This is a genomic window from Synechococcus sp. 'PEA 65AY6A-5F PE A', from assembly GCF_047462575.1.
Taxonomy (GTDB): domain Bacteria; phylum Cyanobacteriota; class Cyanobacteriia; order Thermostichales; family Thermostichaceae; genus Thermostichus.
Genome location: NZ_JAOALE010000013.1, coordinates 25,771 through 38,472 on the forward strand (window position 1 = coordinate 25,771; position 12,702 = coordinate 38,472).

Annotated in this window: 12 protein-coding genes; 5 read left to right on the forward strand and 7 right to left on the reverse strand. The window is 59.0% G+C overall.

The features are described from left to right. Positions 1-66 precede the first annotated feature (66 nt). The 7 genes from GG26_RS06240 to rplI form a co-directional block, all read right to left on the reverse strand. Positions 67-1,254, reverse strand: a complete 1,188-nt coding sequence (locus GG26_RS06240) for an MlaD family protein (RefSeq protein WP_414389439.1) — start codon at positions 1,252-1,254, stop codon at positions 67-69. Next, entirely contained in the window at positions 1,254-1,991 is a 738-nt protein-coding gene (locus tag GG26_RS06245; protein WP_414389442.1) for an ABC transporter ATP-binding protein, read from the reverse strand. The genes GG26_RS06240 and GG26_RS06245 overlap by 1 nt, the downstream gene beginning before the upstream one ends. A 310-nt stretch (positions 1,992-2,301) precedes the next feature. Further along, complete coding sequence (locus tag GG26_RS06250; protein WP_228375215.1) at positions 2,302-3,123, reverse strand: TerC family protein; 822 nt, start codon at positions 3,121-3,123, stop codon at positions 2,302-2,304. A gap of 252 nt (positions 3,124-3,375) precedes the next feature. Next, positions 3,376-4,185: a nickel pincer cofactor biosynthesis protein LarB gene (gene larB / locus GG26_RS06255; RefSeq protein WP_011430390.1), complete on the reverse strand. Its 810-nt coding sequence runs from the start codon at positions 4,183-4,185 to the stop codon at positions 3,376-3,378. Between the two features lie 23 nt (positions 4,186-4,208). Next, positions 4,209-5,102: a universal stress protein gene (locus tag GG26_RS06260; protein WP_414389446.1), complete on the reverse strand. Its 894-nt coding sequence runs from the start codon at positions 5,100-5,102 to the stop codon at positions 4,209-4,211. A 128-nt stretch (positions 5,103-5,230) separates the two neighbouring features. Further along, complete coding sequence (dnaB, locus tag GG26_RS06265; RefSeq protein ID WP_414389485.1) at positions 5,231-6,988, reverse strand: replicative DNA helicase; 1,758 nt, start codon at positions 6,986-6,988, stop codon at positions 5,231-5,233. A 128-nt stretch (positions 6,989-7,116) separates the two neighbouring features. Beyond that, positions 7,117-7,578 carry a 50S ribosomal protein L9 gene (gene rplI / locus GG26_RS06270; protein ID WP_011430393.1) on the reverse strand — a complete coding sequence of 154 codons (462 nt, stop codon included), beginning with the start codon at positions 7,576-7,578 and terminating at the stop codon, positions 7,117-7,119. A 348-nt stretch (positions 7,579-7,926) separates the two neighbouring features. On the opposite strand from rplI, the gene pstS reads away from it, so the two are divergent. From pstS to GG26_RS06295, 5 genes are all read left to right on the forward strand, one after another. Continuing rightward, complete coding sequence (gene pstS, locus GG26_RS06275; protein ID WP_414389449.1) at positions 7,927-9,006, forward strand: phosphate ABC transporter substrate-binding protein PstS; 1,080 nt, start codon at positions 7,927-7,929, stop codon at positions 9,004-9,006. A 24-nt stretch (positions 9,007-9,030) separates the two neighbouring features. Beyond that, complete coding sequence (gene pstC, locus GG26_RS06280) at positions 9,031-9,999, forward strand: phosphate ABC transporter permease subunit PstC (RefSeq protein WP_099812078.1); 969 nt, start codon at positions 9,031-9,033, stop codon at positions 9,997-9,999. Positions 10,000-10,005: 6 nt separating this feature from the next. Beyond that, the gene (gene pstA, locus GG26_RS06285) at positions 10,006-10,905 is read left to right on the forward strand and encodes a phosphate ABC transporter permease PstA (protein WP_011430396.1); all 900 of its coding nucleotides are present in this window, start codon (positions 10,006-10,008) and stop codon (positions 10,903-10,905) included. Positions 10,906-10,941: 36 nt separating this feature from the next. Beyond that, on the forward strand, positions 10,942-11,769 hold the full coding sequence (gene pstB, locus GG26_RS06290; protein WP_011430397.1) for a phosphate ABC transporter ATP-binding protein PstB: 828 nt from the start codon (positions 10,942-10,944) through the stop codon (positions 11,767-11,769). A gap of 65 nt (positions 11,770-11,834) precedes the next feature. Continuing rightward, the gene (locus GG26_RS06295) at positions 11,835-12,662 is read left to right on the forward strand and encodes a TlyA family RNA methyltransferase (RefSeq protein ID WP_414389453.1); all 828 of its coding nucleotides are present in this window, start codon (positions 11,835-11,837) and stop codon (positions 12,660-12,662) included. Positions 12,663-12,702 lie beyond the last annotated feature (40 nt).

Below are 12,702 nucleotides of genomic sequence, written 5' to 3' on the forward strand. Positions count from 1 at the left end.
CGGATCCCTTCAATGGCTTTTGCCGCTGCTAGGGGAGCGGATCTCGGCAGGGATCTTGGCTTCCTCTTAGGGAACCGGCTGCTGCCCCATAGGGGCGAGGGTAAAAGAAACGGGCGCGACTTGGACGGCAGCGGGCTGAATCCCGTTGTTGGAAGGGGCGCTGGAAACCAAGTTGCTCAGCCCCAACACCAGCTCTCGCAGGGCGCGGCGAAACTGGGGATCCCCGGTAAGCTCGTCGATGTCAGCCGTGATCTTTTGCACGTTCTGAAAGGAGATGCGGGCGGAGTCCAGGGTTTGGCGCAAGGTTGCTAGGGTGCCCGGGTCGCTTAGGGCAGCCGCAAGCTGCCGCAGATCCTCAGTGGCCTTGGCCGCGTTCTCCGCTGTTACTCGTGCCCCTACTAGGATCTGGCGCACATCCGCCTGCAGTTGCGGATCGGTAAGCAGCGGGCGAACCGCGCTCGACATGGCTTGCAGATCAGCGCTCACCTGCTGGATGTTTTCCAGGGCAGCCTGGAGGGAGGTGCGGTTCTGTTCCACCAGAACGGTGAACCGATCGGCAGCCGCTTGAAAACTGCGGGCCGTTTCCCTCACAGCTCCAGCCGCGTCTTGGATAGCCACAGCAGCCGAGGTAAATTGCGACAAGTCCAGATCTTCGGTGCGCAGGGCTGCCACCTGCTTCTCCACAGTTTCCGAGAGGTCGGCCACGCTGTTGGCAACACGGGTGATCCCTTCTAAGGTGGCGTTGAGGGTATCGAAGAACTCATCGTTGTTGATGCGCGTCACCAGCCGATCCACCTGAACCAGCAACTGGCCGAAACCCACGCCCGGCTCGCCCTCCACCCTATCCCCATCGCAGATGATCTGGCTGCGGTCGCAATCGGCTGCCAAGGGAGATCCTGTTAGCTGCACAGCCGCCTGCGGCAGGATATCCATCACCGTCTCCCCCACCAGCCCCGTCTGGGTGGTAACAAACAGGGCGTCGCGCGGGATGACCAGCGGCTGGTCGATAGCCACCTGCACCTCCACCTGGGCTGCCTGGGGCAGGATGCGCTCCACCCGGCCCACAGCTACTCCCCGCAGCCGCACGCTGGAGCCTTCCGCCAGGCCGGCCACATTGGGATAGGTGACGGTGAACCGAAAGCCGCGGCTGCCGAAGCGCAAGTTGTAGATCCACAAAAACAGCCCGGCAAAGCCCAGTGCCCCCGCCAAGATCAACAGGCCCACCGCCCCTTCTCGGATTGCTCGCGAACGCATCACACCTGCCCTGCCACTTGAATTGGCCCTTCTACGCTACCGCTGAAAAATTGCCGCACAAAGGGGTTGTCGCACGTTTCGATCTCTTGCACGGATCCCTCCCACTGCACCCGCCCCTGGGCCAAGAGCACAACGCGGTCGGTGGCACGGTAGATGGTGCTGTGCTGGTGGGTTACGACGATGTAGCTCTCGCAAGCTTTTTTCACCTGTTGCAGATCCCGGATGAGGTCTTCGATTACGGTGGAAGCAATGGGATCCAGGCCCGCTGTGGGCTCGTCGTAAAGTAGCAGTTGCGGCTCGTCTTGGGGCAGAGAGGGATCCTCTATGATGGCGCGCGCAAAGCTAGCCCGTTTGCGCATTCCCCCAGAGAGCTCTTCCGGCAGGCTGTTCCCCTTACCCGCCAGCCCCACTGCCTCCAGCTTGGCCGCTACCAGTTCCCGAATGCGGGCTCGCGGCAGCCGCGAGTGCTCGTAGAGCAAAAACCCGACGTTTTCCTCCACCGTTAGGGAGTCGAACAGGGCCGCTTGCTGAAATACCATGCCCAGCCGCAAAGGAGGAGTGCAGTGGCCGGCCTGAATCTCTGGCAAAGGAATACCGCACCAGAGCACTTCGCCAGCGTCGGGCTCCGTTAGGCCCGCGATGATGCGCAACAGGGTCGACTTGCCCGTGCCGGAAGGCCCCACCACTCCTAGGGCATCGCCCCGGTACACCTTGAGGTCAATCCCATCCAGCACCACCGTAGACCCAAAGCGCTTGCAGACCTGCCGCAGCTCTACCAGAGGGATCGGATCGTTTACCTTGGCTGGAGAGGAAAGGGGCTGAGGTTGACCATTCTCTACCCCTGCTGGCGGCTTCTGCTGGCTGTCCCTGCTTGTGGCAGTGGCTTGCTGGCAGCACTTTGCCCACCACTTCTGGCAAAACTGCGGAATCAGGATACCTTCCTCCGGTGGCTTGCCTCCACTACTAGTCTACAAGGCCCTCCCGTTGCCCGAACAACCTGCCGGCGTTCACCGGCCCCAGGGATCCGAAATTCCTCCCTGGGCTCCCTTAGTCCAGCTCAGCGGCAGACTCAACCTCAGCAAGAGCGGCTAAGCCGGCAGGGATCCCTTCCGTCGAACTGGGCAGAGTCGAATCTGGCTGGGCCACGGCTGGAGGAGAAGGACTGCGGCGCTGCGAAAAGCCCCAGACAAACAAAGGCAGCACAGCCAGCACCATCCCCCATTCCGGGAGCTCAATTTGGGGGAAAAACACCTCCAGCAGCATGAGGCTTCCCACCAGGGCGATGATGGCAAAGGCAGCATCTTCCAGGCGGGAAAACTCATCCAGCCAGCGCAAGAACAAAGAGGCCATGTAGCGCATCAGGGTGATGCCGAGAATGCCGCCGAGGATGATCACCCAAGCCTTGCGGGAGACGCCCACCGAAGCGGCGATGCTGTCGAAAGAAAAGACTAGATCCGTCAGCTCTACCATCACCAGAGTTTGCCAAAAATTGGCCTGGCGAGTGATGTCTTGCTCGGGTCCTTCTTCTTCCCCGCGAAAATGCTGCCAGGCCAGCCAGAGCAAGTAACAGGCCCCAAGAAACTGAGCGGGCGGATACTCCACCAGCCAAACCGCTGCAAACACAATGGCGATGCGAAAACCATAGGCGCCAATGATGCCCCAGCGCAAAGCCCGGTTCTGTTGCTGGGGGGTGGGCAAATGCTTGACCAAAGCAGCTAGGGCGACGGCGTTATCAGCAGAGAGGGCTGCTTCCAAAAACACCAGAGCCACCACCAAAAAGAGATCCGTCCAAGTGAAGGACTGAACGATCCCCTGAACAAGAGCCACAGCGGTATTTATTGCCTCGATGGACATAGCAGCAAGCTTCATGTACCCCGGCTAAAAAATCGTTCGTTCAGTGCAGCCAACCCCAGACTGCTATCCTATAATCGACAACTCCTTTCATTTGCTTTCATTTTTATGGTCGTTTTTATGGTCGTTAGGGAGCGCCCCAAGAATGATACCTGAGGAAAGAACCCACCCCTCAATTCTTGGAAACAACCTCCCAGCGGAGACAGCCAAAATCCCGGCCTAGCCATGGCCTGAGTATAGCCTGTCTGGCTTAGGATTGTTTTACATTTCTTAACCTTCTCCCTCTCCAGGGGATGCAGGCGAGGGCAATCGCGACGCCAGCCGCTGGCCACAGCGCAGGATCTGGCCGGCCAGAATCGCAGCCCCAAAGCCGTTGTCGATGTTCACTACCCCCACCCCAGGAGCACAGGAGTTGAGCATGGTCAGCAGGGCAGCCAAGCCCTGGAAGCTGGCCCCGTAGCCGATGCTGGTGGGCACGGCGATCACCGGGCAATCGGCCAGGCCCGCCACCACGCTGGCCAAGGCCCCCTCCATGCCCGCCACCACGATCAGCACATCGGCTTCCAGGGCGGCGCGGTGGTGCAGCAGGCGATGGATCCCGGCCACTCCCACATCCCAGAGGCGCTTGACCTGAAACCCAGCTAGCTCGGCGGTGAGAGCGGCCTCCTCGGCCACCGGCACATCGGCGGTGCCGGCGGAGATCACGCTAATCTGGCCGGGACGGCGGAGGGTCTGCTGGGCCGGGATCCAGCACAGGCGGGCCACCGCGGAATACTGCGCCTGGGGCAGCCAGCGGCGGATCTGAGCATAGGTAGAAGCTTCCACTCGGGTGGCCACGGCCAGGGATCCCTGCCAGTGGAGCCGTTCCAGGATCTGGGCAATCTGCTCAGGAGTTTTGCCCGGCCCCCAGACCGCTTCGGGAAAGCCGGTGCGTAAAGGACGGTGGTGATCCACATGGGCGAAGTCTCCTACCTCCTCGAAGGGCAAAAAGCGACAGGCCTGCAGGGCTTGCTCGGCAGAGAGCTGCCCTTGGGCCACCGCTTGGAACAGTTCCCACAAGGTTTGGGTTGGGTCGGGCATAGCAAGGGGATGGAGCGGCTCTACTAGGCCAAAGACCCGCGCGGGAAAAACAACACCGGATGCCAACTTTGCCGCAGGATCTCGCCAGTGAGGCTGCGAACCGACCACTCCCAGAAGCTGCCCACCCGCGGCGAGGCGGTGGCAATGGCGGTCATGTCCTCCTCAGCAGCGGTGGCTAGGATTTCCTGAAGCGGGGATCCCACCCGCACCAAGGCCCGCAACTGCACCGGTTTTACCTGCTCGACCAGCGGTTCGACTAACCGGGCCAAGTCGGCCTCGGCCCTGCGCTTGAGCTCTTCTGCCGGCGATCCCTGGTTGCGGCGGGCGCTGGGATCCACCACATAGAGCAGCGTAATGGCCTGACACTGGGAAGTTCCTGGCAGCAGTTGGCCAAGACGGCTGAGGAGCTGCCGGCGGGGCTCCTCAAAGTCAAAAGGCACTAGGAGGGAGCGAAATAGGTGGCGGCTGCGCAGGCGCAATTCTTCCAGAGTAAAGGCGGCGATGAGTTGCGGACGCATCACCATTACCGGGATGGTCAGCTTCGGCAGCAGCTCCAAGGTGGTGCTTCCAAACAGTTTTTCGGTGAGCAGATTGTGGATCCCCATGCCTGTGATTAGCAAGTCGGAGCTGCAGGTTTGGATCCCTCTTAAAATCAGATCCACCGCCTTGCCCGCCTGCACCAAGACTTTGACTTCCAGCCCTGCAGGAACGGCGCTCAACACCTCTTGTAAGCGAGCCTGTTGCGCCTGCACTTTGGGGGTGAGGTCTTCGGGAAGGCCAATGTCGTCGTCCTGCCGAGCAACGCTATGCACAAAAGCAACGCGCTCAATCCCATTCAGGTAAAGCTCTTCTAGGCATTTGCCAAAACGCTGCAGTCCATCGCGGCAATCGGTGGCGATCAACAGGCTTTTGAACATATGGCTTTAGGCAGAGGGAGGTAGCCAGCAACAGCGACCTGCCGTAGGGGGGCAATCTCAGGCTAACACCTCGCACCCCGGACCTGTCCTTGAAAGGAGTCCCGATCTACTTCTGCTGCGGCTTTCGCTCACCGATAGGGATCCGCCAAGTTGCGAAACTGGGTGTACTGGCTTTCAAACAAAAGGCGCACCGTGCCCGTGGGGCCGTTGCGGTGTTTGGCAACAATTACCTCCGCAATTCCGCGATCGCTGGTGTTGGGATCGTAGTACTCGGGCCGGTAGATCATCATCACCACGTCGGCATCCTGCTCGATGCTGTTGTGCACCAGCAGGCCGTTGGCCACAAAGTTGTGGTGGCGGGGCATCTCGATGTCGTAAACCGGTTGCGGCTCCCCCGGCTCGCTAATGAAGACGACGGGATCCCAGATCAACCCCTCCTGCACCACCACCGCCACCTCCTCTTCCAGTTGCAGCTCGTCGAGGGTTTTCCAGCCGTCCCGAGTTAGGAAAGGGTGGTTGCCAGTGGCACGAATGGAAAAGTTGAGGCGGGTTTTTAGAAGACATGTGGGCTGCCGCCCACTGCAAAATACCCTCACTGGCTGTTGGGGCACCAGCCGCCCGCGCCCATTGAGGCTAAGCAGGCGCGGCAGTTCTGCTGAAGGCGGCAGGGCTGCCAGTTGCTCCAGCCGCCAGATCTTGCCGCGATCCACGTCCCTCACGCGGGTATCGCCGGCTAGACAACCCGACTCCCGCAAATCTGCCAGTTGCGGACGCTTGTCTGAGCGCGACTCCACTGCCCGGCTGAGCTGAGATAGCACCAGCACCGGCACCATCAGCTCTTTGGCTAGCGCCTTGAGGCCGCGGGTAATGCGCGACAATTCCTGCACCCGGTTGTCGGACTCAGATCCCTGGATTAGCTGCAAGTAGTCGATCAACACCAACCCCAACGTCCCTCCTTGCTCCACCTGCAGACGCCGCGCCTTAGAGCGAATTTCTGTAACCGTGCAGTTGGGCGTGTCGTCGATAAACAAAGGCAGTTGCGACAAAAAGCCAATCGCCTGCCCCAGGCGTTGCCACTCATTCTCGCTGATGCGCCCGGATCGCAGACGGCTACTATCAATGCGCGCCTCGCTGGCCAAGAGCCGCTGCACCAGTTGCTCCCGCGACATCTCCAGGCTGAAGATGGCCACCGGTTGCTTGACGTAGGCAGCCACATTTTGGGCAATGTTAAGAGCCAGGCTGGTCTTTCCCATCGAGGGACGGCCGGCTAGGATGACCAAATCCGACCGCTGCAAGCCCTGGGTCAGGTTGTCGAGGTCAATGAATTTGGTCGGGATCCCAGGGATCTGAGCCTCGCTCTGGAACCTCTCCTCCAACTCTGAGAAGATGTTTACCAAAACTTCCGAGGCTGGAACAAGGCTGCGCTGCACCCGTTCCTGGGTGAGGCTGAACACCTCTTGCTCGGCTCGATCCAGGAGCTGAGGGAGAGGCTGGCTAGTGTCGTAGGCCAGACGCGCCAAGGTGTTGCTGACTTGAATCAGCCGGCGGCGCATGTATTTGTCCACCACCAGACGGGCATACTGGTCAATGTTGACACTGCTAACCGTCTGCTCCACTAGGCGGCGAATTGCCGCCGTTCCTCCCACCCGCTCCAAGAGCTGGTGATCTGCCAACCAGGCAGAAACAGTGGTCAGGTCAGTGGGCTGGCCCTGGCTGTACAACTGCAGAGCAGCCCGGTAGATCTCCTGGTGGGCGGAGAGGTAGAACATCTCAGGCCGCAAGAGCTCCGCCACCCGCGCCATCGCCTCAGGGTCAAGGAGGATGCCGCCCAAGATCTCCTCCTCAGCTTCGATGTTCTGAGGCGGAAGCCGATCCCCACCGGTCAGGTCGTAATCGCTAATCACCACCAGCCAGGGTAGAAAAACCAAGCTCTCCCCCGCTCTCCGACTGCTAGGCTGCACACCCTAGCGCAGCGGGCCAAGTGGGCATAGCCGTCTGAACCAGAACCTCTTTTCTACTCAGGCGTGACCTGAATGCGCAGCGTAGCGGTAACCTCGGGGTGTAACTTCACCTGCACCAGGTAAACCCCCGTTTTCTTGATCTCCTCATCGAGTAGGACATTGCGGCGGTCGATATCGAGGCCACTGGTAGCCAGCACCACCTCGGCAATATCGCTGGCAGTTACCTGTCCAAAGAGCAGGTCTTTTTCGCCCACCTTCTTGCGGATGACAAAACGGCCAATCGTCTCCAAAGCCTTTTTGTAGTTTTCCGCCTGTTGCTTCTCAGCCAGCTTGCGGGCTGCTTCCTGCTCCCGCCGCATCTGCTGCTCCTTGAGAAGTCCAGGCGTAAGCCGCACCGCCATCTGCCGCGGGAAAAGGTAGTTGCGGGCATAGCCCGGCCTGACACTCACCACCTCTCCCGGCTTGCCGAGCCCAGGAACCGCCTGGCGCAGCATCACCTGCACATCTTTTGCCATAGGAGGAAGGCACCCACTCTCTTGACAGTCTTCTATTCTAGGCATTCCCCCGACCAATGTCAGCCCAGCCCCAGCCTCCCCCTGGGGTCTCTACCCTGATTAAGCCCGACAGTCGCGACCTCGGCTGCTGGGCCTAGAAATAACCTAGAAATAACTTGAATTTGACCTCTTGTTAACCCAAAAAGGGTTGACCTTACGTTACACTTAACGGCCGAGTTGCAAAGGCTGCGGTCTCAACGAGATCCTGTGCTTTCTTCGGCCCGGTGGACTGAACTCTTGGAGTTAGGTTTCACAGTTGCAGCTTTTTGACCTGGGCTAGGACACGCTCTTCAGTGGAGAGATCTCTGTATGCTGATGTCGCATTCCTTGAGTCGTCGTTCTTTCCTCAAGTCCTTGTCGGCAGTTGCTGCTGGTTTTGCGGCAAGTCAGGCCGGCTGGCAGCGAGTGTTTGCCCAGCAGAAGACGATAACCATCAACGGCGCTGGAGCTACCTTCCCGGCCCCCCTCTACCAAACGTGGGCCCAAGAATTTGGCAAGAAAAACCCCAACATCCAAGTCAACTACCAATCGGTGGGGAGCGGCGCTGGCCGTCAGCAATTTGTGGCCCGCACCGTCGACTTCGGCGCCAGTGATAGCGTGCCGCGTCCTGAGGAGATTAGCAAGATTGAGGGTGAAGCCAACCCTCCCAAGGGCATGGTGGCCGTGCCTATGGTGGGCGGGGCATTGGTGGCAGCCTATAACGTCCCCGGCGTAGGTCCTGAAATTCGCCTCTCTCGCCTGGCGCTGGCCAATATCTTCCTGGGCAAGATCAAGAAGTGGAACGATCCGCTGCTGGCTGGCCTTAACCCAGGGGTGACTTTCCCAGATATGCCGATTACTGTTGTGCACCGCTCTGATGGCAGTGGCACCACCGACATCTTTACCACCCACCTCAACGCCATTAGCCCCGAATGGCGGCAAAAAGTGGGCCGTGGCTCTTCCGTGAACTGGCCAACTGGCGTGGGAGCTCGCGGTAACGAAGGCGTTTCTGAACAAATCAAGCAGATTCCTGGCTCAATCGGCTATGTGGAGTACGGCTTTGCTAAGCTCAACAACCTAAATTTCGCTCGCCTGGAAAACCGGGCAGGCAAGTTCGTCGTCCCCAAAGTTGAGACGGAGCAGGCAGCGCTGGCGAGAATCAAGCTCGACGAGCGGCTGCTGGGGGTTGACCCAGATCCCGAAGGGGAAGACTCCTACCCCATTGTGGGCTACACGTGGATCTTGGCTTACCAAGTCTACCCCAAAGCTGAAACCTCCAAGGCTGTCAAAGAGTTTCTTCGCTACGCCCTCACCGAAGGGCAATCCTTTGCGGAGCCGCTGGGCTATGTGCCTTTGCCGGAGGAAACGCGGAAGAAAGCTCTGGCTGCCCTGGAAAAAATCACTCCGTAGAGGTTTGTACCCCCTACCCAGCAGATGACCACTACCTTTTCGGAGAGCAGTTCTCTATTTCGGCCCCGGCCCGTCTTCCAGCGCCGGCGCGACTGGCTATTCATTTGGGCAACGCGGATCGCCGTCTTTTTCTCGGCTTTCCTACTGTTGTGGATTGCCCTGGAGATTGGGATTCAGGCGCTACCTGCCATTCGGAAGTTCGGGCTGGGCTTTTTCTGGGGCACCACCTGGGATCCTGTTGAGAACATTTACAGTGCTTGGCCCCAGATCTACGGCACGCTGGTAACTTCTCTGATTGCTCTGATCGTGGGCGTTCCCTTAAGCTTTGGCATCTCCATCTTTTTGAGCGAGGACTTTTTGCCCAAGCCTTTGCGCACAGCCTTGATCATCGTGGTGGAGCTGCTGGCAGCCATTCCCAGTGTGGTCTACGGCATTTGGGGGTTGTTTATCTTCATCCCCTTCTTCCGCCCTATACAGATGTTTTTGTTCCAGCACTTCAACTGGCTGCCCATTTTCAGCACACCACCAGTAGGGCCTGGGATGTTGACATCGGGGGTTGTCTTGGGGATCATGATCATCCCCATCATTACTGCCATCGCCAGGGAAATGCTGGTGTCCGTTCCGCCAGAGTTGCGGGCGGCTGCCTATGCGATGGGAGCCACTCGCTGGGAAGCCATCTTTGGTGTCGTGCTGCCGGCAGCAATTGGCGGCCTCCTGGGAGCGGTGGTTTTGGGTTTGGGACGCGCCATGGGGGAGACGATGGCAGTAGCGATGCTGATTGGGAATGCCCGCGGCATTAGCATCTCGCTTCTGGCTCCTGCCAGCAACATCCCAGCCCTATTGGCCAACGAGTTTGCGGAAGCGGGCCCCGAGCAGGTTGCAGCACTTATGTATTTGGCCTTGATTCTGTTAGCCATCACTCTGGTGGTTAACATTGCGGCGGAGCTGATGATACGCCGTGTCAAGTTTGCGCTAACAGCTTCGTGGGAGTAGAGGAACATGACAGCGCAAGTGCAGGCGGTAGAGCAAGGCAATTTGTTTAAGCGCAGAGCGAAGCCCTGGCAGCGCATCTTCTTGGATGTAGGAATGACAGCGCTGACAACTATCTCCAGCATCTTCGCCATTTTTGTGCTGGCTCTCATCCTCTACTACGTTTTCACCAGGGGCATCGAGCGCCTGAACTGGCAGACGCTGACCCAGCTTCCCCCTCCTCCGGGCGATCAGGTGGGCGGATTTGGCAATGCGGTGCTGGGGACGATTATTGTGGTGTCGATTGCTATCTCCATCACATTCCCCATTGGTCTATTCGCAGCCATCTATCTCTCGGAGTTTGGCAAAAACAGCCCCACGGCCTCCTTTCTGCGCTTCATTATCAAGGTGTTGACGGGGGTTCCCTCCATCATTGCCGGGGTGTTTGCCTATGGGGTGCTGGTGCTTTCCTCCAAAACCTTCTCGGCCCTTGCCGGCGGGATGGCTCTATCGGTGCTGACCCTGCCTATCATCATTTTGTCCAGTGAAGAGGCGCTGCGCCTGGTGCCGGCCGATACGCGGGCTGCTGCCTATGCGTTGGGGGCTTCGCGAGTGCAGACGGTGTTTCGCGTGGTGTTGCCAGCGGCTCTGCCGGTGATCCTGACGGGGGTGACGTTGGCCATTGCCCGCGCTGCAGGTGAGACGGCGCCCCTGATCTTCACGGCTTTGTTTAGCTTTCTCTGGCCCAGCGGTTTGTTGAAGCCAGTGGCCTCGCTGGCTGTGTTGATCTACAACTTTGCCCTTGTCCCCTTTGAAAACCAGCAGAAGCTTGCCTGGGGAGGGGCTTTGGCTCTGGTGATTTTGGTCCTGATTACCACCGTCAGTTTCCGGCTCCTTGTGAGTCGTCGCCAAGAAGTCATCACTATCTAAGCCTTGCAGTGACGTTATCTTCTTTTCAACACGCCTATGCGCTCTCCACTCTCTGACAAGTCGGGCTCTCCTGAGCAATCCACCCGGTTGGAGGTTGAAATAGAGACGCGGGATCTGAGCGTCTACTACGGCTCCCACCTGGCGGTTAAGCAGGTTTCCCTGAAGATCCCGAAAAATCACATCACAGCCTTTATTGGACCCTCAGGTTGCGGCAAGAGCACTATTTTGCGCTGCTTCAACCGCATGAATGACTTAATCCCAGGGGCAAGGGTAGAAGGCTCCGTTATCTTCCACGGGAAAAACATCTACGACCCGGATGTGGATCCCTCTGAGGTGCGGCGGCGGGTTGGCCTAGTGTTTCAGAAGCCCAACCCCTTCCCCAAATCCATCTACGACAACATTGCCTTTGGGCCCCGGATTAATGGCTACCAGGGGGATCTGGACGAGCTCGTGGAGCGGGCACTGCGCCAGGCCGTTCTCTGGGATGAGGTGAAAGATAAGTTGAGGATGAGCGCCCTTTCCCTCTCCGGTGGACAACAGCAGCGCCTCTGCATTGCCCGCACCCTGGCCATTCAGCCGGAGGTAATTCTAATGGACGAGCCTTGCGCCTCGCTGGATCCTATTTCTACGCTGCGCATTGAGGAGCTGCTTAAGGAATTGGGCCGTCGCTACACGATCATCATCGTCACCCACAACATGCAGCAGGCAGCTCGCGTGTCCGACTTCACTGCCTTCTTCAACACTGAACTTGACGAGAGAGGGATCCGCTACGGACGAATGGTAGAGTTTGACCGCACCGAGAAGATCTTCAACTCTCCCGCCAACCGCGAGACGGAAGAGTATGTGAGCGGGCGCTTTGGCTAAGTCGCGGCTGACAGAAGGGATCCCGGTCGTCTATCTTGATGGAGTGGAAGGCCAGTGGCTAGGGCATGGCCGATCGAGTCCGCCTGGATACCTGGCTGGTGGAGCGAGGATATTTTTCTTCGCGCCAGCAGGCGCAGCGGGCTATCTTGGCGGGAGAAGTCTTCCTCAACGGAGTACGGGCGGAAAAAGCCGGGACGTGGGTAAGCGGAGATCCTGTAGTCCACATCCAGGCCAAGTCTGCTTTTGTCTCGCGAGGAGGAGAAAAGCTTCAGGGGGCACTGCAAGCTTTTCCCATTCAAGTCCAGGGTCGCATCTGTTTGGATGCTGGCATCTCCACTGGGGGCTTCACCGATTGCCTCCTGCGACGAGGGGCGCAGCGGGTCTATGGGGTGGATGTGGGCTATGGCCAATTGGCCTGGTCTTTGCGAACTGACCCGCGGGTAATCCTTAGGGAACGGACCAACTTGCGCTATCTTCAGCCAGCCGATCTCTACGGAACCGAGGTGCCCACTCCCAACTGGCCGGATCTGGCAGTGGTGGATCTCTCCTTTATTTCCCTGACTAAGGTGTTGGATCCTCTGTGGAAACTGTTGCGCTCGCCGCGGGAAGCCTTGCTGCTAGTCAAGCCGCAGTTTGAGGCGGGCCGAGGCCAGGTGGGCAAAAGGGGGGTAGTGCGGGATCCGGCTATCCACGCTCGCGTGCTCCAGACGGTGATGCAGGCGGCAGTGAGTCGCGGTTGGCGGGTGCAGGGCTATACGTGGTCGCCTATCACTGGCCCTGCCGGCAACATCGAGTACTGGCTATGGCTTGCTGAAGGGGAAGGGATCCCTCTCCCCGACACCGGTGCGCTACAACAGATGAGCGAACAGGCAAGAGCAGCCTTACACCCATAAAGTAGTGCACTTGTCAATACGTCATTATGCCGAGTTGAGA

What these genes read in the sequence shown, in the direction of transcription:
- GG26_RS06240 (WP_414389439.1), bottom strand. Translation starts at nt 1,254, where the DNA reads ATGCGTTCGCGAGCAATCCGAGAAGGGGCGGTGGGCCTGTTGATCTTG.
- GG26_RS06250 (WP_228375215.1), bottom strand. Translation starts at nt 3,123, where the DNA reads ATGAAGCTTGCTGCTATGTCCATCGAGGCAATAAATACCGCTGTGGCT.
- larB (WP_011430390.1), bottom strand. Translation starts at nt 4,185, where the DNA reads ATGCCCGACCCAACCCAAACCTTGTGGGAACTGTTCCAAGCGGTGGCC.
- GG26_RS06260 (WP_414389446.1), bottom strand. Translation starts at nt 5,102, where the DNA reads ATGTTCAAAAGCCTGTTGATCGCCACCGATTGCCGCGATGGACTGCAG.
- rplI (WP_011430393.1), bottom strand. Translation starts at nt 7,578, where the DNA reads ATGGCAAAAGATGTGCAGGTGATGCTGCGCCAGGCGGTTCCTGGGCTC.
- pstS (WP_414389449.1), top strand. Translation starts at nt 7,927, where the DNA reads ATGCTGATGTCGCATTCCTTGAGTCGTCGTTCTTTCCTCAAGTCCTTG.
- pstC (WP_099812078.1), top strand. Translation starts at nt 9,031, where the DNA reads ATGACCACTACCTTTTCGGAGAGCAGTTCTCTATTTCGGCCCCGGCCC.
- pstA (WP_011430396.1), top strand. Translation starts at nt 10,006, where the DNA reads ATGACAGCGCAAGTGCAGGCGGTAGAGCAAGGCAATTTGTTTAAGCGC.
- pstB (WP_011430397.1), top strand. Translation starts at nt 10,942, where the DNA reads ATGCGCTCTCCACTCTCTGACAAGTCGGGCTCTCCTGAGCAATCCACC.
- GG26_RS06295 (WP_414389453.1), top strand. Translation starts at nt 11,835, where the DNA reads ATGGCCGATCGAGTCCGCCTGGATACCTGGCTGGTGGAGCGAGGATAT.